The 22,266-nt window shown below is 47.0% G+C and carries 13 protein-coding genes; 5 read left to right on the top strand and 8 right to left on the bottom strand.

The genetic code is table 11. The features are described from left to right. On the bottom strand, window positions 1–6,449 hold a 6,449-nt coding region (locus BUB18_RS28030), incomplete at its 3' end, for an Ig-like domain-containing protein (protein WP_143160128.1). 425 nt (window positions 6,450–6,874) lie between these two features. Between BUB18_RS28030 and rpmI the strand changes: the two genes are divergently transcribed. The 3 genes from rpmI (at window position 6,875) to BUB18_RS28015 (ending at window position 9,900) form a co-directional block, all read left to right on the top strand. After that, window positions 6,875–7,072, top strand: a complete 198-nt coding sequence (gene rpmI / locus BUB18_RS28025; RefSeq protein WP_073087562.1) for a 50S ribosomal protein L35 — start codon at window positions 6,875–6,877, stop codon at window positions 7,070–7,072. 43 nt (window positions 7,073–7,115) lie between these two features. Further along, window positions 7,116–7,460 (top strand): 50S ribosomal protein L20, encoded by a 345-nt coding sequence (rplT, locus tag BUB18_RS28020; RefSeq protein WP_073087560.1) that lies wholly within the window; start codon window positions 7,116–7,118, stop codon window positions 7,458–7,460. Window positions 7,461–7,647: 187 nt separating this feature from the next. Then, complete coding sequence (locus BUB18_RS28015) at window positions 7,648–9,900, top strand: glycoside hydrolase family 20 protein (protein WP_083550946.1); 2,253 nt, start codon at window positions 7,648–7,650, stop codon at window positions 9,898–9,900. Window positions 9,901–9,960: 60 nt separating this feature from the next. Here BUB18_RS28015 and BUB18_RS28010 read toward each other — a convergent pair whose 3' ends face one another. From BUB18_RS28010 to serA, 3 genes are all read right to left on the bottom strand, one after another. Beyond that, window positions 9,961–11,544 carry a S41 family peptidase gene (locus BUB18_RS28010; protein WP_073087556.1) on the bottom strand — a complete coding sequence of 528 codons (1,584 nt, stop codon included), beginning with the start codon at window positions 11,542–11,544 and terminating at the stop codon, window positions 9,961–9,963. Between the two features lie 37 nt (window positions 11,545–11,581). Continuing rightward, a complete protein-coding gene (locus BUB18_RS28005; RefSeq protein ID WP_073087554.1) occupies window positions 11,582–12,379 on the bottom strand; it encodes a hypothetical protein in 798 nt (265 codons plus the stop codon). Between the two features lie 326 nt (window positions 12,380–12,705). Continuing rightward, a complete protein-coding gene (gene serA / locus BUB18_RS28000) occupies window positions 12,706–13,941 on the bottom strand; it encodes a phosphoglycerate dehydrogenase (protein ID WP_073087552.1) in 1,236 nt (411 codons plus the stop codon). A gap of 322 nt (window positions 13,942–14,263) precedes the next feature. Between serA and BUB18_RS27995 the strand changes: the two genes are divergently transcribed. After that, the gene (locus tag BUB18_RS27995) at window positions 14,264–15,472 is read left to right on the top strand and encodes a serine hydrolase domain-containing protein (protein WP_245805751.1); all 1,209 of its coding nucleotides are present in this window, start codon (window positions 14,264–14,266) and stop codon (window positions 15,470–15,472) included. Here the strand turns inward: BUB18_RS27995 and BUB18_RS27990 are convergent, their stop codons facing one another. The 4 genes from BUB18_RS27990 to BUB18_RS27975 all read right to left on the bottom strand — a co-directional run bounded on the left by BUB18_RS27990 (window position 15,473) and on the right by BUB18_RS27975 (window position 20,157). Beyond that, window positions 15,473–16,453, bottom strand: a complete 981-nt coding sequence (locus BUB18_RS27990) for a cation diffusion facilitator family transporter (protein WP_073087550.1) — start codon at window positions 16,451–16,453, stop codon at window positions 15,473–15,475. A 158-nt stretch (window positions 16,454–16,611) separates the two neighbouring features. Continuing rightward, window positions 16,612–17,277 (bottom strand): translation initiation factor IF-3, encoded by a 666-nt coding sequence (infC, locus tag BUB18_RS27985; RefSeq protein WP_073087548.1) that lies wholly within the window; start codon window positions 17,275–17,277, stop codon window positions 16,612–16,614. A gap of 172 nt (window positions 17,278–17,449) precedes the next feature. Beyond that, window positions 17,450–19,402, bottom strand: a complete 1,953-nt coding sequence (gene thrS, locus BUB18_RS27980) for a threonine--tRNA ligase (RefSeq protein ID WP_245805750.1) — start codon at window positions 19,400–19,402, stop codon at window positions 17,450–17,452. Between the two features lie 167 nt (window positions 19,403–19,569). After that, complete coding sequence (locus tag BUB18_RS27975; RefSeq protein WP_073087544.1) at window positions 19,570–20,157, bottom strand: DUF3347 domain-containing protein; 588 nt, start codon at window positions 20,155–20,157, stop codon at window positions 19,570–19,572. A 111-nt stretch (window positions 20,158–20,268) separates the two neighbouring features. On the opposite strand from BUB18_RS27975, the gene BUB18_RS27970 reads away from it, so the two are divergent. Beyond that, window positions 20,269–22,230 (top strand): ABC-F family ATP-binding cassette domain-containing protein, encoded by a 1,962-nt coding sequence (locus tag BUB18_RS27970; protein ID WP_073087542.1) that lies wholly within the window; start codon window positions 20,269–20,271, stop codon window positions 22,228–22,230. Window positions 22,231–22,266: the final 36 nt, after the last annotated feature.

Below are 22,266 nucleotides of genomic sequence, written 5' to 3'. Positions count from 1 at the left end.
TCGCTTACTGTTGGAGCAGTGTTAGCACCAGTGTATTGAACAGTCCAGGTTCCGATCTGCTGGATGTTACCAGTGGATACCACAGGGGTTGCATCGAGGGTGAAGGCAGTTGTTCTACCGCAATCTTCCTGATCTGCACCTGCGTTAGCCGCTGGATTTGCTGCGAAGTTATAGATGGTGACTACGTCAGTTGTAGCCGGACATTTAGTGTTTACTACACCGTTTACAATGCTGGTTACCGTCCAGGTCAGTTGTACCTGATCACCAGGCGTTACCGTGATGGTAGCTTTTGGATCGTGGATGTCGCTTACTGTTGGAGCAGTGTTAGCACCAGTGTATTGAACAGTCCAGGTTCCGATCTGCTGGATGTTACCAGTGGATACCACAGGGGTTGCATCCAGGGTGAAGGCAGTAGTTCTACCGCAATCTTCCTGATCTGCGCCTGCGTTAGCCGCTGGATTTGCTGCGAAGTTGTAGATGATTACTTCGTCAGTTGTAGCCGGACATTTAGTATTTACTACACCATTTACGATGCTGGTTACTGTCCAGGTCAGTTGTACCTGATCACCAGGTGTTACCGTGATGGTAGCTTTTGGATCGTGGATGTCGCTTACTGTTGGAGCAGTGTTAGCACCAGTGTATTGAACAGTCCAGGTTCCGATCTGCTGGATATTACCAGTGGATACCACAGGGGTTGCATCAAGCGTGAAGGCAGTAGTTCTACCGCAATCTTCCTGATCTGCGCCTGCGTTAGCCGCTGGATTTGCTGCGAAGTTGTACAGCACCACAACGTCAGTTGTAGCCGGACATTTAGTATTTACAACACCGTTTACCATGCTGGTTACCGTCCAGGTCAGTTGTACCTGATCACCAGGTGTTACCGTGATGGTAGCTTTTGGATCGTGGATGTCGCTTACTGTTGGAGCAGTGTTAGCACCTGTATATTGAACAGTCCAGGTGCCGATCTGCTGGATGTTACCAGTGGATACTACAGGGGTTGCATCCAGGGTGAAGGCTGTAGTTCTACCGCAATCTTCCTGATCTGCGCCTGCGTTAGCAGTTGGATTTGCTGCGAAGTTATAGATGGTTACTACGTCAGTGGTAGCCGGACATTTAGTGTTTACTACACCATTTACGATGCTGGTTACTGTCCAGGTCAGTTGTACCTGATCTCCAGGCGTTACCATAATGGTAGCTTTTGGATCGTGGATGTCGCTTACCGTTGGAGCTGCGTTAGCACCAGTGTATTGAACAGTCCAGGTACCGATCTGCTGGATGTTACCAATTGATACCACAGGAGTTGCATCAAGGGTGAAGGCAGTAGTTCTACCGCAATCTTCCTGATCTGCACCTGCGTTAGCAGTTGGATTTGCTGCGAAGTTATACAGCGTTACCTGATCAGTAGTAGCAGGACAATTGGTAATAATATTACCATTTACGATGCTGGTTACTGTCCAGGTCAGTTGTACCTGATCTCCAGGTGTTACCGTGATGGTAGCTTTTGGATCGTGGATGTCGCTTACTGTTGGAGCAGTGTTAGCACCAGTGTATTGAACAGTCCAGGTTCCGATCTGCTGGATATTTCCTACTGAAACAACCGGAGTCGCATTCAGCGTGAATGGAGTGGTTCTACCACAATCTTCCTGATTTGCGCCTGCTTCGGCCAGCGGATCAGTATCAAAGTTGCGAATAACCACCACATCTGTGGTAGCCGGACATTTAGTATTTACTACACCGTTTACGATGCTGGTTACTGTCCAGGTCAGCTGTACCTGATCACCAGGTGTTACTGTGATGGTAGCTTTGGGATCGTGGATGTCACTTACAATTGGAGCTGCGTTAGCACCAGTATATTGAACGGTCCAGGTTCCGATCTGCTGGATGTTACCAGTTGATACTACAGGGGTTGCATCAAGGGTGAAGGCAGTAGTTCTACCGCAATCTTCCTGATCTGCACCTGCACTAGCCGCTGGATTTGCTGCGAAGTTGTACAGCACCACAACGTCAGTTGTAGCCGGACATTTAGTATTTATTACACCATTTACGATGCTGGTTACCGTCCAGGTCAGTTGTACCTGATCACCAGGCGTTACCGTGATGGTAGCTTTTGGATCATGGATGTCACTTACTGTTGGAGCTGCGTTAGCACCAGTGTATTGAACAGTCCAGGTACCGATCTGCTGGATGTTACCTGTAGATACCACAGGAGTTGCATCAAGCGTAAATGCTGTAGTTCTACCGCAATCTTCCTGATCTGCACCTGCGTTAGCCGCTGGGTTAGCAGCGTAGTTATAGATGGTGACTACGTCAGTGGTAGCCGGGCATTTAGTATTTACTACACCGTTTACGATGCTGGTTACTGTCCAGGTCAATTGTACCTGATCACCAGGCGTTACCGTGATGGTAGCTTTTGGATCATGGATATTGCTAACTGTAGGAGCTGTATTTGTACCAGTGTATTGAACAATCCAGGTACCTACCTGTTGGATATTACCAGTTGATACTACTGGTGTTGCATTCAGCGTGAAGGCAGTAGTTCTGCCACAATCGTCCTGATCGGCACCGGCGTTTGCAGTTGGGTTGCTCGCGAAGTTATAGAGTGTAACCTGATCAGTAGTCGCAGGACATTGATTGATGATAGTACCATTTAAGATACTGGTCACCGTCCAGGTCAGTTGCACCTGGTCGCCAACGGGCACAGTGATAGTTGCTTCCGGATCGTGGATGTCGCTTACAGTTGGAGCGGTGTTAGCACCAGTGTACTGCACCGTCCAGGTACCGATCTGCTGGATATTACCTGTAGAAACTACAGGAGTTGCACCTAATTTAAAAGGAGTGGATCTTCCGCAGTCTTCCTGATCTGCGCCTGCATTAGCTGCAGGATTAGTTGCATAATTATATAATTTAACTGTTGTACTTACGGAATCACAAACCCCGTTACTCACGGCCCATTTCAGCTCTACAAAAGTGCCGGCTGGAACGGTTACCGTGGTTTTAGGATTTGCCGGGTCGGTAATTACAACCCCGGTTGCACTACCTCCGATAATAGACCATTTGCCGGCGGCACCTGCAGGACTAGGATTGCTGGCATCCATCGTAAAGGTGGATACATTGCAATGAGTTTGCTCAGGTGTTGCCGTAGGAACGGCTGGTTTCTGATAAACAGTTACGGTTACGGATTTACAGATGGAGTTACCGCAGGTACCGGCACTTTCTCCACGCACATAATAAGTAGTGGTAGCAGTTACATTTCTGAACAGTACCACAGAATTGTCTGCGTTGGCACTATCCGGAGTTACCGGCGTACCACCGCAGGAACCTTTATACCATTTCCAAACCGCGGCAGGAGTGCCGTCAGGATTAGTTCCTAATGCTGCACCATTTAATGTCAGCAACACATTACCTGTTCCACACAGCGCAGCATTATTAACTGTAATATCTGTTGGCGGTGTAGTTGGCACTGATAAGTTCACTGTAAAAGTGACTGTTTTGCTACAACCTGCCAGTGGTTCATTGGTAGTGGTATTTCTCTCCCATACATTCATTACAAAGGTGTATATACCAGCAGGAGTATTTGCCGGTATAGCCATGTCGATGTAGGAAGCTCCTGTCCATGCTGCTGTCACCGGAACAAATCCAGGCATTGGGTTTCCACCGGTTGTAGTAATACTGTAATCAGTGATGGTACTGCTACCACTGGTGATATTCAGTCTTACGGATGGTGCGGTGTTACAAGCCAATACCGGAGAATTGGTGATTGTAATGGTAGGTGGTGTTTTTGTTCTCACCGACATAGACGCAGCAGGTCCGGCAGGGCAAATACCATTATTAATAGTCCAATACAGCGTGTAGTTGGTAGGACTGGCTGTTCCAACTATGGTTGCAGTGGTATTATATAATGCATCATTTGCAAAGGTGATATTGGTAACAGGATTAGAAGTCCACTTACCAAATTCTCCTTCGTTTTCCGGCTTGGTACCATTAAGGTTGAGTACTACCGACTCCCCTGCCACCACGCACACCTGGGTACTACCCATGGTCTTCGGAACGGTGAGCGGCTTGGTATTGTACAGTATCACCGTATCACGGGAAATACAGTCTGACTTGCTGTTATTCACAACTGTCCAGATCAGTGTATCCTTCGTACCTGCCGGTGTGATGTTTACCGTGGTATTATACAGGTTCGGATTAGTAATGGTACTGGTGCCATTGCTCACACCACGAATGAAAGTCCAGGTACCCTTCTGATCACTCAGTGGTTGATTGGCTTTCATGGTGAACTGTGTTTTATTACACTGTCCAACCAGTTCATCCAGATTGGTTTTGGCGATCGGCATTGACCGTACCTGAATCAAAAGCGAGTCTTTGGTAACACAGACACCCTTGGTAACAGTCGCTTTAAAATAGTTATCACCCACATGCCATGGGTAAATATTATTCAGCTGATTAGTAGTGCTGCCATAAACCGTATCCTGTGCCACTGGCCAGGTACTGGTCCATCTGATAGTATATTTATTGTTTTCAGGTTCAATCTGGAAGCTGGTAGATGTTTGGCCGGCACAAATTTCGAGCGGACCGCCGGTTACGTGTACTATTGCAGGTGTATCCACACGAATAGTTGCAGATCCGGAGTCCACGCAACTACGACCATTACCATAGTTGGCATAACCATATGCAGTATACGTAGTACTATGAGTAGGCGAAACTTCTACGGCTTCATCTTTAATACCGGCTATTTCCGGTGGCGCCTTCCACTCATACCGGGTGTACTGACCTTCCACCGTCAAGTTTACCTTGTCGCCAAGGCATATTGCAGACGAGGATAGTTTTACAACAGGTTTCGGTAAGATGGTAATAGCAATGGGAGTCGACGGTGATCCGCAATCCTTAATATTCTCATTGCCTTTCTCAAATATGTTCAACCTGTAATAACGTATTACAGGCTGGGTAGGGTTACCTTGCAGTGCTCCTGGCAGGAAGTGCAGGATAGAATCCTGGCTGCCATAACGAATTTTTTCGGTAACACCTGTTGCAGTATTTACTCCGATGGAATCTGTTAATGTATACCAGGTTGTCTGGTTATAACTGTATTCCCATCTAAATACTTTTTGACTGAAATAATCCAGGTTTGGATCATATGGTTTGCTTGGATCACTAGGATCATATCCATTAGGTGTGTACCATGCAGTGAGATCAATAGGAGATCCTGCGCACTGTACTGATTCTGTTACCCCATCATCTTTCAAACCATCCACAAATCCATAAATATTAGGAGAGCAGTAGTTGAACTTGATATCATCAATGGCGATATCGTTACCGCACCCTCCCTCGTTATCATTTACGATCTGCAGTTTCAGCTTTTTGTATCCTCCTGGCACTTTAAAAGTACCACCATATTGTAACCACCGCTCACCCGATGTATTCAGGTTCATGGAAACGTCAAATGTCTTGAACTCTTTCAAGACATTTCCTAAGGAGTCTAAAATTTTAAAGGTTACCCCGGCATAGCGGTAACCGGTTGAGTTCCCCTGAATACAGGTGGAGTTAAATACTTCTCTTGTATTAGTATTAAGAAACCAGGCACTGAAGTTATACTGTGAACCTGGACAAACATTTACATCACGGGTATAGAATATTCGTTTATCATTTGCAGAGTTGGCGATCAGCATACCACCCACGCTATCGGATGTAGGTGATATATATCTGATATTACCAGTGTGGTCGCCCACACTATCCCACTCACCTCTTAATTTTGTATTCCAGTATATCGCGTAACTGTTATCGGAGAAGTTACCACCCGTATTATTATAGGCATAATAAATATTGTTATTATAGGTATAACCAACAGCACCGGCAACCCAATATTGTTTAGGTTTATCACTCAGTGAGTTGTCTGTATACTTTCTGAATCGTCCGAAGTCTTCATAAAAGTCGGATGACATGGTAGTACTTCCTTTACATACCGTAATTGAACAGTCCACAGAAGTTATCGTACGCGTAATAGTTGCTGTTCGAGTCTTCCCTCCGTAATCTGTATAGGTAATATTAGCGGTAACAGTATATACCACCCCAGGGGTATTAAACCGGATGGTAAGGGCATTTACTTTATACGAATCAGAAGTCTGGTTCGTAATGGTGGTATCCCTGGTACCGTTGGGTAAATTGGGCTTTCCATTATATAATACGGCATAAGCTCCCCCGGTAATCGACCAGTCTACTTTAACGTTCGGATAGCTAAACTGGCGGTCCGTATTATTCTGTCTCCAGGTGGAATCCCATATAAATGCGTTTATACTGGCAAAGTTACCAGCACATACATTTATTGGAATGTTCATAAACGGTTTATTCGGCACGCCGGTGGGTGGTGTCGCATTTGATTGCGCCATCACCCCCTGCCTGACGAGCAGGAACGACAGTATCAGTAATATGAGGGTAAGAAATCTTTTCATAGGTGTAATCGGTTAAATCAAAAAAGTATCAGATTGGCGGATTGTCAGGCCGTCAATGCCTTCGTTGCTTTAACTGCATACATCGGTGAAAAACGCCGGAATCTCGGCGCCGGCGGGCGTTTTGTGGTGTGTAAAATGTTTTCATAGGCATCGGTGTTTAAACGCGATATGGCTAAAATCGGCTAATTATAAAATTAAAATTAACGATAATATAGAAAAATAAAAAAAGTGATAATAATTATAATATGATAAATTTTACTAGAGTAGTTGGAGAAATGTAATTGCTCCCTGATTCTCAAAGGGTTAATGATTCGGAAGATTTTTTGATTTTTTTTTCCACAGGGCGGTGGAAATCTGAGAAATTTCAGCAGGACTGTGTTTTTTGATTATTTTTCCCTACCTTTGCAGACCAAATTTGATGTAAGATGCCTAAATTCAAGACACATTCCCGTGCTAAGAAAACTTTCAAAGTTGGCGGGAACGGACAGATTAAGCGGTTCAAGGCCTTCAAAAGTCACTTACTGACCAAAAAAGCTACCAAGAGAAAACGTAGCCTGAGAGGTAGTACGCTGGTTAACGAAGCAAACCTGAATCTCGTGAAGAGAATGCTTTGCATGCGCTAATCTAAGTAAATCGAATTTTATAACCTGAGAAAAAAGACAAAAAATGCCTCGTTCAGTTAACGCCGTAGCTTCAAGAGCCCGTAGAAAAAGGATCTTAAAGCAAGCCAAAGGCTTCTATGGCAAAAGGAAAAATGTTTACACCGTAGCGAAGAACGTCCTCGAAAAAGGTCTGACTTATAGCTATGTGGGTCGTAAACTGAAGAAAAGAAATTACCGTCAGCTGTGGATCGCTCGTATCAACGCTGCAGTAAGAGCAGAAGGTCTGACCTACTCTGTATTCATGAACAAATTAGCAGGTAAAGGTATTGAGCTGAACAGAAAAGTTCTGGCTGACCTGGCTATGAATGAACCAGAAACTTTCAAAACACTGGTTGCTTCTGTAAAGTAATTACTACTTTTACTTAGTGTAAATACCTGAAAAGGGAACTTCCGACAGAAGTTCCCTTTTTTAATTTCCTCCACCACTCCGCCTGGCAAAGGTTAACATCTCCCTAAAAACAAACCGGTTACCACCCCTAAGGCAGTCATATTCTTTTATTTCCCCTATTTTCGCGGCAACTAAAGACATCGTGAACATGATCAAACGCCTTGCCTTAATGGCTACCGCCATTGCTGCAACCTACGCCGCTACCCTTGCCCAGGTTAAACCTAACCTGAACCTCATCCCCCACCCACAGGAAATCACCAGCCATGAAGGCCATTTCCAATGGACCCAAAACATGCAAATCATCGCCTCGCCTGCCTTTAAAAACATAGCGGAATTACTGGCCACCCAACAACAGCCCGTAAAGGTTTTTTCCGGGAGAAATAAAGTGGACTTTGCCGGAACCCTACGTATCCTGGAAGCAGACTCCCGGATCGTGCCCGACAGCAACGGTTACCAGCTACAGGTTACACCGTCCTCCATATCCATCTATGCCCGCAACGCCGCCGGCGCTATCAGCGGAGCACAAACACTAATGCAGCTGCGACTCCTCCAGCCAGACACCAACCTGGTCCCTGCCGTCACCATTAACGATCACCCCCGCTTCGGACACCGCGGCGTAATGCTCGACGTATCCCGCACCTTCTACCCCGTATCCTATATCAAGCGATTTCTTGACCTGATGTGGCTCTACAAAATGAATACTTTCCACTGGCACCTCACCGATGGTGCCGGCTGGCGTTTACAAATCAAACAGTTCCCTGAGCTTACACAAACGGCCGCCTGGCGCTATGGCAACACCTGGAAGGACTGGGCAGCCACCGGCCACCGCTACGCACACGAAGGCGATCCGAATGCCTACGGCGGCTACTACTCCCAGGAACAGGCCCGAGAAATCGTGGCCTATGCCGCCAAACGCGGAATCACCGTCATCCCGGAAATCGAAATGCCAGGCCACTCTGAAGAAGTGCTTGCCGTTTATCCACAGCTATCCTGCTCCGGCATCCCCTATAAAAACAGTGAGTTCTGCCTTGGCAATGATCAAACATTCGATTTCCTCGAAAAAGTACTGCTCGAAGTAATGGACATATTTCCCTCCGTCTATATACATATGGGTGGCGATGAAGCCAACAAATCCGCCTGGAAAACCTGTCCCAAATGCCAGCAACGTATCAAAACACAAAACCTGAAAGACGTAGATGAACTACAGAGTTACGCCATCCGCCGTATGGAACATTTTCTGAAATCCCACCAGCGCCACCTCCTCGGATGGGATGAAATCCTGGAAGGCGGCCTCGCCCCTGATGCCACCGTAATGTCGTGGCGGGGAGAAAACGGCGGCATCGCCGCCGCCAAAGCAGGCCACAACGTGATCATGACACCCGGTGCCTACTGCTACTTCGACCACTACCAGGCTGATCCCGCTACCCAACCGGAAGCACAGGGCGGCTACGTGCCACTGGAAAAAGTATACAGCTACAACCCTGTACCAGCCGCCCTTTCAGCAGGGGAAGCCAAACATATACTCGGTGTACAAGCCAATATCTGGACGGAACTCATCCCCCAGCCAGCACATCTGGAGTACATGGCCTATCCCAGGATCATTGCCCTCTCGGAAGTAGCCTGGAGCGATACCGCACACAAAAACTTTGAAGCATTCAAAGCGCGACTCCAATCTCACTACCTCCTACTCCAACGGCTAAACGTAAATTATTTCAGGCCTTCCTATACGGTTACCATTGTGCCGGTGATCAATTACCAAACGAAGCAAACCACGGTAACATTTACATCGGAACAATTCCAACCGCAGATCCGCTATACCATGGATGGAACCACGCCTAACGCGACTTCCACACTGTATTCGGGCCCTGTTACCTTCAACGGCCCTGCCCTGATCCGTGCCGCTGTATTTCGCGACACCATGCTGCAAGGTACTCCAGCCTTGCTGGAGGCCGACTTTCACAAAGCGGTGGGCAAAAGCGTCACCTACAATCTCCCGTACAGTAAAAATTATCCCGCACAAAAACAAAGTACGCTCACCAACGGTTACCGGGGTGGCGTTTCCTACGGAGATGGGCAATGGCAAGGGTTTGAAGCCCACGATATGGATGTAACTGTGGATATGGGAACGGCCGAAAAGCTCAGCGACGTCAGCATGAATTTCATGCAGCTGACCGGTGTGGGTATCTATATCCCTTCTGAAGTGGAGGTAGCTGTATCCCAGGATGGTAAAGGGTTTCAGACAATACAACTGCAAAAAAATGATATTCCGGATAATATCCCTGCACTCACTTTCCGGAAATTCCGGTTCGAATTAAATGGAAAAACAGCCAGGTATATCCGTATCAAAGCGAAGAATGCGCAAAAGGGCTTTCTCTTTGCAGATGAGGTAATTGTGCACTAAAAAAGAGCGCTGCGAATTTGCCGAAGCAAATTCGCAGCGCTCTTTTCGAAGGAAATACGATTATTTCAATGCCTGCTGAATCTGTTTACTCAGGCGGTAATCCACCATGCCATTGAATCCTGCCATTTTTGTCGCACTTTTAATAGCAGACAGCGAAGGCATCAGGGATTCAGTTCTGGCAGTTTTTGTGATACTATATCCATTCCCTTTCAGGTAATTATTGATCATATTCAAATTCTCATCATACACAATATTTCCCCAGGGCACATTGATCAGGTCTCTTGCTAACGCCTGTGGCGCAATGCCTGTATAATAGCCACCAGAACCGCTTGCGTTGGTAGTAGCGAAATTAATTGCATACAAATCCGCCAGGTACTTTTTCGTATGGGTACTATCGTACATGGATATATTGAAGTCGATAAAACCAACCGGTTTACCATACGTGGTATCGCCCACCAGCTGTACTGTCATATACGGGCGCAGGTTATTGAGCGTCAGCTCACTGGCAGAAGCGGTATTACGACTGGTAACAAAAAATACATTCTCCAGCGTCAGGCCACCAGGGTCGGAATTGGAGAAGTTCACTACGGTTTCCAGGTCTATCGAAGTAGCAACCGCCTGCAATTTATCGTTGTACTGGTAATTGTACATCACCTTTCCTTTGGCTGTAGCCGGCGCAATCAGGTTGTCCAGGTATTCCGCCGTAGACACTGCACCACCACCATTATAGCGAAGGTCAACGATCAGGTTATTAATACCAGCTGCTTTAAACTTGGTAAAAGCCTCGTCTATAGCGGTTTTGGTATTGGTAGGATCGCCGCTGGAATTAGTCACACTTGAATAGGTATACAACACAAAATAGCCCACTTTTTTTGTGCCCATGGTAAGTACGGAATCAAATGCGACCGGATTTACGTTATAGGTACCTGCGGCCAGGTTGGATGTAAACGTACTGCCATCGGGCCTTTTAAAGCCCAACGTTACATTAGCTGAATTCAGGATAGCATTGTAAGCCTGGTTCAGAAATGTAGCAGTAGTATCAAATTTACTATTACCATTTATAGAGATGATTTCGTATCCTCTGGTCACCCCTACCTTACCGGCAGGGCTGTTTTTGTCGGCATACAGTACAAAGAAGCGCACCTTTTGATTATCTGCATCCCAGGCAGCTCCATAGTCCAGCCCTACATCTCCGCTGGTTGCTGCAACGGTGGTAGCAGCAGAAATTCCGTTGAGCAGTTTATTGGTGAGCGAGCCGGTGCGATCCAGGAAGCTGTAATGGTCGTACGGCCTTTTGGTGGCAGGATTGATGGCATATTGGGCCATTGTGCTCAATAATACGTCCGCGGAACTGTATTTACTATCCAGCGGATTAATGGCAGGCACCGAGTTATACCAAAAGTAGGTAGGCAAACCCTGTGATTTATTACGGCCACCATCTGCGTAGGATACCTGCATGATGTTATACATCAGGTATTTGAGGGAATCCTCTGCAGATAAGGCGGTGGAACCGTTACCATTACCGCCGCCGCCATTACCGTTGCCATCGGTGGACAGCTTGTCTTTCCGGCACGAAAAGAACAATGCCACACAGCATGCAGCCACTGTAAACTTACCGGCGAATTTGTGAAGTTGCTGTTGCATAACTATTAGGGCTATATGAAATATTTTTTTCAGGAAGCTATTTGTGGGTAGCCATGATCTGCCGGGTCCAGAAATCCTTCGGATAGAAGAGATTTTCCATTCCCGGCCCGCTTAAACCTGCCGGCATCGGAGGCGGTGTTTTGCCTTCTTTTTCGGCCGCCTGCATGGCAGCGATCCTGTCTTTCACTTCCTTTTCTTTTGCTTTACGGTCGTCGCGGTTGAGCGGATTTACTTTAAACCGGTAAGCGATGGGCTTATCGTTGTTGATGGCTAAGCCAAGGTATTGCAGCGGAATAGCGATTTCACATACCAGGTTGCCCTGTTCATCCAGTGACGCGGCTGATTCGATTTGCTTATCATTTTTTACGGGCAAAATACCATCTGGTACACCTGTCAGCCCTTCCACGCTAATCTGTTTCGCATTCTGCAGGATACTGCGCTGCCACTCTACAGAGTTACGCTGATTCTGGGATTCTACCACCTCCGGAGCTGCTTCTCCCAACAGCGGGAATGTCACGGAGGAAACGATTTTTTTCTTTCCGGTCGGATTCACTGAAAACGTAAAACCTGCCCTCATTATTTTCATTTTACTCACCTGGTCCGGAACATTAATTACAACATACAGGTTATTGGAATCGTTCGCTATGGTGTAAAATAGTTTAGCGTCATTGTTATAGAACGTCAGTGGCTTTGGCCATTCATTTGCCTTGCCATCGATTTTGAGTCCTGCCGGTGCCCACTTATTCGGATCTTCATCCTGGGCCTTCACTGCAACTGAAAATAGCAAACCGGCCACTACTGCGGTTCCGGCTAAAATTGACCTGTTAAATTTCATGAAAAACAACATTATTTCGGGCCATAAGATAGCTATTTCTCAACAAGGTAAGCAAAAACATTTTCGGGTGAGCGGGGAGTCGATGAAAGGGCAATATTTCGGGGTGAATGCACTAAAAAGAACCGGGTGAAAAGAGCATGATACCCTTTCACCCGGTTTATTATATTGACTGTCCTAGATTTTTGTATGCAAAACCTTCGGTTTTGCTGGTCCAATTCCGCGCTGCGCGCGGGCCGGCCTTGCTGCATTGCGAATAAGAGATCGCTCCTGATGCCAAAGGCGCATTTACGGCCTGAGAAACCTCACGCATCTATTCAGCAAAAAACTTAGTACAGCAATCTTGTCTTAATCGTGTGCGGCACTTCCTTCAGCAGGGCCAGGGCTTCGGCGGACAGCTGTTTGTCCACGTCCAGCACTACGTAACCAATGGTATCATTGGTTTTCAGGTACTGCCCCAGGATGTTGATTTTATTGGCGGAAAGGGCGGTGTTGATGGCCGACAATACCCCTGGCACGTTCTCGTGAATATGCAGGATACGGTGGGTGTTTTCTACCGCAGGCACGCTGATGGCAGGCACGGTATGAGAGCCGAAGCTGGCACCTTTTTCCAGGTAGTTCAGCATTTTGGCACTAACGTCGAGGCCTATATTATGTTGTGCTTCTTCCGTGCTTCCACCGATATGCGGTGTCAGTATCACATTAGGCAGTTTTTGTAAAGGTGTGGAGAAGGCAGCGCCGTTTTTCTCCGGTTCTACCGGAAACACATCGATGGCGGCACCGGACAGTTTCCCAGCTACCAGCGCGTCTCTCAGGGCATCCAGGTCTACCACCTCTCCACGTGCATAGTTAATGAAAATCGCACCTGGTTTGGCATAAGAAAGCTCTTCCGCTTTGATCATGTTAGCGGTAGATTTCGTGGAAGGCACGTGGAGGGAAATAATATCTGCCTGCGCAAATAAATCCTTCATGGTGCGGATCTGTGTAGCATTACCCAGTGGCAGCTTGGTTTCCACGTCGTAATACATCACGTTCATCCCCATGGCTTCTGCCAGTACGCTCACCTGTGATCCGATATTACCATAGCCTACGATACCCAGTGTTTTACCACGCAGCTCATAGCTGCCGGTAGCTTCCTTCATCCAGGTACCGTTATGGGCAGCGTTGTTCTTATCTATAATACGACGAATCAACATGATTGACAGGCCAATTACCAGTTCCGCTACCGAGCGGGTGTTGGAGTAAGGTGCGTTAAACACCACCACACCGGCTTCCGTGGCCGATTTCAGATCTACCTGGTTGGTTCCGATACAGAAACATCCAATCGCCTGCAGCTTCTTGGCTGCATCCAGTACCTTTTTGGTTACATGCGTTTTGGAACGGATGCCCAACAGGTGAACATCTTTGATTTCTGCTATCAGGTCATCTTCGCTCAGCGCGCCCGACAACTTACGTACCGAATAGCCTGCGTTGGTGAACTCTGCAACAGCGGCATCGCTGATGTTTTCCAACAATAAAATGCTGATCTTCTCTTTCGGATAACTTGTCAATTTGTGCTGATCCATAGTATTATATATAATTATATGTGTATTCCTTTCTGGCAATTGGCTTAATAATTGCTGCTTTGGCGGGCATTAACAGGGCACAAATCTACTGGATGTTTAAGAATAATCAAATACTTAGTATTTTATTTTAGATTCCATCTAAATAACTACACAAAGTGTTTCATTTTTTTCAACGCCTACAGGAATCTTTTTCTTAAAAATGCGTTAAAACATGAAAACCGGGTGGTTTTTATTTGGACGTGGTTAACATTCGTAAGTAATTTCGTGTTAATGAATTAACCGTTCGGGAAACATAGACATTAAAAGAGTCACACACTTCATAATGAAGCGATTGAAAGCAGCAGGCATCTTACTCACTATTTCAGGAGTTGTAATCATATCAAGCTGTCAGAGCACAGCAGCACGCAAAGCGGCGGAGAAAACGAAAAAAGCGGCAGACAGTGCACTATACACACTAAAGCTAACAACAGCGCAGCAGGAAGCCATCCTACATGCACCAAGGACTATTCAGCTCCAGGGAGAGCTGGAAAATTTCTATAGTAAGTTTGTTCGTACAGGCTTCAACGGTGCCATGATTGTGGCCAGAAAAGGGGTGATTATTTTTGAAAAATATCATGGCCTGGAGAACTACCGGACCAAAACCCCAATCATGGATTCCTCCTCGTTCCAGCTGGCATCCGTTTCTAAAACATTCACCGGCGCAGCAGTGCTGTGGCTGGCCGACAAAGAAAAACTTTCCCTGGAAGATAGTCTGCAAACCTTCTTCCCGGAATTTCCTTATAAAGGCATAACAGTAAGAATGCTGCTGAACCACAGAAGCGGCCTTCCTAATTATTTGTATTTCTGCGACAGCCTTTGGAAAGAACCATCCCGGTTCATTAGCAACGATGAAGTGATCCGCCTCATGGAATTACACCGACCGCGGATTCAACATCTCCCAAACACTCATTTTCAGTATTGCAACACCAACTACCTCCTGCTGGCTTCTATCATAGAAAAAGTAAGCGGGCAGAAATATGCTGACTTTATGCAGCAAACATTCTTTAAGCCACTGGGCATGACCAACACCTTCGTGTATGATCCTGCATCTGCTGTAAGGCCCCACCAGACCCAGAGTCACAAGTACAACGGGCAGCTGGAACCGGACACTTACTTCGATGGTGTAATGGGTGATAAGGGTATTTACAGTTCCGCGCGTGATATGCTGAAATGGGACCAGGCACTGTATTCCGGTAACCTGTTAAAAGAAGAAACATTGAAGGCGGCGTATACGCCTTACAGCCATGAAAAACCCGGTATCCGCAACTACGGCCTGGGATGGCGCCTCATGGTGTATCCGGACAGCAGTCGCAACATCATCTACCACAACGGCTGGTGGCATGGTAACAATACCGTGTTTTACCGCTTTATACAAGACAGCACCACACTCATTATTCTCGGTAATAAATACAACAGGGGCATCTACCATGCAGTGAAACCTATCCGGGAAATGCTGGGTCATGGAGATGGAGAGGAAGCCGGTGAAGAGTAGTTATAAACCGTGTTTGCGGTTAGGTAATACGTTATCACGGCTCCAGGTGATTTCCCCGGTGAAAGGGTGACTTCTTACCGGGCATTCCGCCTTCAGGCAGTAATGGCAACAGATAGGTATACAGGGATCCGTATGAATAAAGCATTCGGTTTCTCCGTTTTCAAACTCTTTGCTGACCAGCTCCTCTACCCTTTTTACCTCGTCGTGCACCTCACTTAATTCCAGATAATAAGGCAGGGTAATATGGCAATCAATGTGATAATTGTTGCCATATTGCTGTGTCCGCATATTGTGCATATCGATCCAGTTATGCCCGCGGTTTGCGGATAATACGCGGATCACGCGGTCCACCACCTGCATATCCGTTTCGTCCATCAGTCCGGAAATAGAGCGGCGCATCAGCCGATAACCGTTAATCAGAATCAGCACGCCCATAACGATGGATACCGCAGGATCGAGCCAATGCCAGCCGGTAAAATGAATAACCACCAGCGCTATAATCAGCCCCAGACTACTATACACATCCGTCATGATGTGCTGTCCGTTACCACTGATGGTGAGGGAATTTAACTGCTTCCCGGAGCGGCGCAGGTAAAGGCCCAATATCAGATTGGCCAGTGTAGTGCCGCCCAACAGCCATAGGCCGCTTTCAACTTTATGCAGCTCCTGCGGGAAAATAAAGTACTGTACAGCCTTAACCAGGATAAGGATACCAGCGAAAAATATCATGGCACCTTCAAAGCCGATGGAGAAGAACTCTACTTTTCCATGGCCGTAAGGATGGTTTTCATCTTTAGGCTTGCCTGCGAGATAAATACTGTAGCTGGCGAAGGCCCCTGCCACTACGTTAATGATAGACTCCAGTGCATCCGAGAGGATGGCTACGGAGTGGGTGAGCATATACGCAAGAAATTTCGCAGCGGTAAGTACAAAGCTCACTGCCAGCGAGATGAGTATAATGCGCAGTTCTTTTTTCAGCAAGGTTCGGCTTTTTGTTATGGTATACAGCGAAGGTAATCAAATTGTTATTCCATGGATCATTATTAAAATATATCCATGCCCGTTAGCTCATACAGGTATAAATAAGTAAAGCAGCCACACAAATCGCGTGGCTGCTTAAATATCAGAACCCGTGAAAATTACTGAGCGCCTTCTTCCGGCTTGCTTTCGGCTACGCGCGGTTCTTTGGGCTCTTTATTTTCTTTAGGCTGTTTGTCTTTTTTCTTTGCTGTTTTTGGGGCAAAGATGGCAATCATACGTTTACCTTCCATGGTTGGCATCCCTTCCAGACCACCAACTTCGGCGAGTCTTTCAGCGAATTTCAGCAGGATTAGCTCACCACGCTCTTTGAACATGATAGCACGACCTTTAAACTGAACATAAGTTTTTACCTTATTACCGTCTTTCAGGAATTTTTCTGCATGCTTTGCTTTGAAGTCGAAGTCATGATCGTCGGTGTTTGGCGTAAAGCGGATTTCTTTCACCTCGCTTTTATGCGCATTCGCCTTCATTTCTTTTTCCTTCTTCTTCTTCTCGTAAAGGAATTTGTTATAATCGATGATGCGGCATACAGGTGGCGCTGCGTTTGGAGAAATCTCCACCAGGTCTAATGCCTGTTCTTCTGCCATGCGCAGAGCGTCTTCTGTTTTGTAAACACCCACCTCTACATTGTCGCCTACCAACCTTACTTCAGGCACGCGTATCATTCTGTTGGTACGGTGTTCCTGTTGTTGTTCTCTGCGAAAATTAGGGTTTCTGTTGCCCCTGTTGCCACCGTTAAAACTTGGTTTGGGTCTGTTTTGCATTAAAAAAATAAAAGTTAAGTAATTAATTGTCCATAGTCCATGGTCCACATTCCTGCCATGGACCCTAAACAATTTCCTGCAAAGTTAATGTGAAATTCCATAGCAATAAACATACCTGAAAATAGTAATGTTCATCTGCTTATATTCTTTTTTTCCACATTTATGAATGACTCTATTCGAATGGTTTTCTATTCACCACTTCTTCATTTACCAGTCCAACGAACTGCTCCAGCGTCATGGCTCCGAGGTCCCCTTTGGCCTGGCGGCGTACCGCTACCAGGTTGTCGGTCGCTTCTTTTTCACCCAGCACTAACATATAAGGGATTTTTGCCAATTCTGCTTCGCGGATCTTCTTTCCGATCTTTTCGCTACGGTCGTCGATTTCAGCGCGGATATCGGCTTTTTTCAGTGCCGCGGCTACTGCTTCTGCATATGCCTGTGTTTTGTCGGAGATAGGCAGAATTTTCACCTGGGTAGGTGTGAGCCACAGCGGGAATTTACCGCCGCAATGTTCGATCAGCACCGCAATGAAGCGTTCCAGCGAACCGAATGGTGCACGGTGAATCATTACCGGACGGTGTCTGGCATTATCTGCACCAATATATTCCAGCTCAAAACGCTCCGGCAGGTTGTAATCTACCTGGATGGTTCCCAGCTGCCACTTACGGCCAAGTGCATCTTTTACCATGAAGTCCAGCTTAGGACCGTAGAAAGCCGCTTCACCGTATTCAATAACGGTAGGCAGGCCTTTTTCAGCTGCTGACTCGATGATAGCCTGTTCAGCCAGTTCCCAGTTCTCATCGGTACCGATGTACTTGCTGCGGTCTTCCTTATCGCGCAGGGACACCTGTGCGGTATAGTTTGTAAAACCGAGGCTATTGAATACGTACAGTACCAGGTCGATCACTTTCATGAACTCTTCCTTCACCTGGTCAGGGCGGCAGAACAAGTGCGCATCGTCCTGAGTAAAGCCTCTTACGCGGGTCAGGCCATGCAGTTCACCATGTTGCTCGTAACGGTACACAGTACCAAATTCGGCAAAGCGAACCGGCAGGTCTTTATATGACTTAGGCGATGCTTTATATAGTTCGCAGTGGTGCGGACAGTTCATTGGTTTCAGCATGAATTCCTCTCCCTCTTCCGGGGTGTGGATCGGCTGAAAACTGTCTTTACCATATTTTTCGTAGTGACCGGAAGTCACATACAGGTTTTTGTTACCGATATGCGGTGTAACCACAGGCAGGTAGCCGGTTTCCATCTGCGCTTCCTGGAGGAAACGTTGCAGACGCTCACGGAGCAGCGCACCTTTAGGCAACCACATCGGCAGGCCCAGGCCCACTTTCTCAGAGAAGGTGAACAATTCCAGTTCCTTACCGAGCTTACGGTGGTCACGCTTTTTCGCCTCCTCCACCAGTGTCAGGTATTCATCCAGCTCTTTCTGGTTAGGGAAAGTGATACCGTAAATACGGGTCAGCATTTTGTTCTTTTCGTTACCGCGCCAGTATGCACCTGCGATGTTAGTCAGCTTGATAGCCTTGATAAAGCCGGTGTTAGGGATGTGCGGTCCACGGCAAAGATCCGTAAAGCCACCCTGTGTATAGAAAGTGATGGTACCATCCTGCAGATCGTTGATCAGTTCCAGTTTGTACTCATCTCCCTTTTCAGTGAAATATTTCAACGCATCTGCCTTGCTTACCTCCGCGCGGGTGTAGATGCTGTTTTGTTTGGAGAGTTCCACCATTTTCGCTTCGATCTTTCTCAGGTCTTCTTCGGTGATGGTGCGACCTCCCAGGTCTATATCGTAATAAAAACCGTTTTCAATTGCAGGGCCGATACCCAGCTTTACGCCAGGGTACAGCGCTTCCAGCGCTTCTGCCATCAGGTGAGCAGAAGAGTGCCACATGGTTGACTTTCCATCCGTATCCGTCCACGTAAGTAACTGCAACGTTGCATCCGTCGTAATAGGACGGGTGGCATCCACTACCTCCCCGTTTACTTTTGCAGCCAAAACCTTACGCGCCAATCCCTCACTAATGGATTTGGCGATGTCCAATGCAGTTGCGCCAGCTTCATACTGTCGCACCGCGCCATCTGGAAAAGTGATATTCATCATATGTGTATACAAAGTATCTGATTTTTTTAGGCAGATACTATTCTTCTTTTATTAAAATGGTTGCGAAGTTAAGAAATAGCTCTTGGTTTTTAACCAACTACTATCAGAAAATAACAATTATATATGTCAATTTTCGTAAAATAATAGGAAAAACGGCAACGGGGATGCAGTCGTAAAAACTATTTGTAAATCAGGGAGTCGTTCGTTGAACCACATTCCAGCATTTTATCTCCAAAATAAGGATTCACGATATTTCTCGTTTCACTGAGCCAGTATGCTCCTTTATCATCAAAGGCCATCGGGCAAAACTGCCGGTATACGGTATGCCCCTTGTATCCGGTGGCTTTTATCAGGTCGTACAGCATATCGGATACCATTTGGTACTCTTCCCGTTTGCCTTCCAGTGCCTGCTCCCCCACCAGTCCGTTCAGCTCCGCACTGATACTGCCGGTGATTCCTGTAATGGCAGCCAGCCGGGCACTATCCATTTGCAACAACTGTACCGGCAGACTATCCACATGCTGTTTGAGCAATATTGCCGCCGAAGTGGCAGCAGTGGTGTCACTTTTCACCAGCGCAGCGGATAATCCATGATAGGCGGCCATTACCTGACCCAGGGAATCGTAGTACTGCTGGGTATATGGGGCCTGCAAGGCTTCCGGGGCAGCGGCAGCACCGTCCGTGGCAGGTGTCGTGTTATTCTGGCAGCTAAAAAGGCCGGTAGCCAGTACCAGCGCACCAATGGGCAGAAATATCTTTATTTTCATAATTGCTAAAATGTTAAACAAAACTAAAGAATTGTATTCATAGAGATTATAATCTGATAATTATCCTTATAATCAGTAACTTTGCGCGTTTATTAACTTTTTGAATTTACTATGTTAATCGCTTTACAGGATATTACATTTGAGTTTGGCTCCAGGGTGATATTGGAAGAGTCCTCCTGGCACATTGAACCGGGCGACCGCATCGGCCTCATTGGCCTCAATGGTACCGGCAAATCTACATTGCTCCGTATCATCAACGGGGAATATTCTGTATCCAAAGGAAGTGTAAATAAAAGCAAAAACCTCTCTATAGGATTCTTTAACCAGGACCTCCTGAGCTTTGAAACAGATGAATCTATCCTCACCGTAGGTATGATGGCGTTTGGTAAAGCCCTGGAACTGGAAAAGGATATCGAGCGTATCACCAAAGAACTCGAACATAGCCAGACAGACGAGCTGCTGCACGAATTCAGCGACAAGCTGCATGAGTTTGAGTCGCTCGACGGTTACAACATGAAACACAAAACCGCCCAGGTACTGGAAGGTCTTGGTTTCAGTACCGCCGACCTGGATCGCCCGTACAGCCAGTTTTCCGGTGGATGGCGCATGCGCGTGCTCCTGGCCCGCCTGATCCTCCAGCAGCCGGATGTACTCATGCTCGATGAGCCCACCAACCACCTGGACCTCCCGTCTATCGAGTGGCTGGAACGCTACCTCACCAGCTACAATGGCGCGGTGATCATTGTATCGCATGACCGCTTCTTCCTCGACCGTATGGTAAACGGTATCGTGGAAGTTTACCAGCAGCAACTGCATCACTACTCCGGTAACTACTCCGATTATGAAGTAGAAAAAGACCTGCGCAGAGAAATGCAGCAGCGTGCCTACGAAAACCAGCAGGACTATATCCGCCAGCAGGAACGCTTTATTGAGCGCTTTAAGGCAAAAGCCTCCAAAGCCGCCCAGGCACAGTCTATCGCCAAAAGGCTCGATAAACTGGAGCGCATCGAACAGGTGGACAACGGCCCTTCTAAAATCAGAATCAGCTTTAGCGTAGATAAAATGCCGGGCAAAATCTTAGCCACCTTAAGTGGAGTAAGCAAAAGTTTCGGCAATAACGTCATCCTCAAAAATACCAGCGCCGAAATCAATCGCGGTGATAAAATCGCCCTGATTGGTGCCAACGGTAAAGGTAAATCCACCCTGCTGCGCATCATTGCCGGGGAGGAATCCTTTGAAGGTGAACGTACCCCCGGCCACAACGTTGTAACCAGCTTCTATGCCCAGCACCAGCTTGAATCCCTGGACCTCAACAGCGAGATCCTTGATGAGCTGAAAAACTGCGGCAGCGGCAAAACAGAGCTGGAACTCCGCCAGCTGCTCGGATGCTTCCTTTTCACCGGCGATGATGTATTCAAGAAAATACGTATCCTCTCCGGAGGTGAAAAAGCCCGTGTAGCACTGGCTAAAACCATCATCAGTCAGGCCAACTTCCTCATGCTCGATGAGCCTACCAACCACCTGGACATGAACAGCGTACAAATGCTGATCGACGCTCTCAACAAGTATGAAGGCAGCCTGGTGCTGGTATCTCACGACCGTTATTTCGTCAGTCAGACCGCCAATAAAATCTGGGAAATTGTAGACGGCGAAATCAAAGAGTTTAAAGGTACCTACGCAGAATGGGAAGAGTGGAAAAAACGAATGGCCGCCAACAATGCGCCGGCAACCGTTAAATCCAATCCCCAGGGCGGTAATACCACCGCTGCGGAGCCTAAAAAAGAAACCAAACAGGAAACTCCTAAAGGTGCCATCAACAAAGAAGTACAGCGTGAGCTGCAAAAACAGCAGAAACAGTTTTCCAATGTAGAAGGGCAACTGGCCAACCTGAAAGCCCGAAAAGCTGAACTGGAAGGCACTATGAGCAGCCCTGACATCTACCAGGATAAAAATAAATTTGCTTCAGTAGAAGCGGAATATAACGATGTACTGAAGTTCCTGCAAAGAGCGGAACAACAGTATGAAGAGCTTTTTGATAAAATTATGAAGCTGGAAGCTTCATTGACTAACTAGTACCGCAAAATCGTCCGCCTTCGGCGGGTGATGCGG

Origin of the sequence: Chitinophaga jiangningensis (genome assembly GCF_900142605.1) — a bacterium.
GTDB classification, from domain to species: domain Bacteria; phylum Bacteroidota; class Bacteroidia; order Chitinophagales; family Chitinophagaceae; genus Chitinophaga; species Chitinophaga jiangningensis.
The sequence above is the reverse complement of the archived record's forward strand: the minus strand, read 5'-3'. Positions and strand labels throughout refer to the sequence as shown.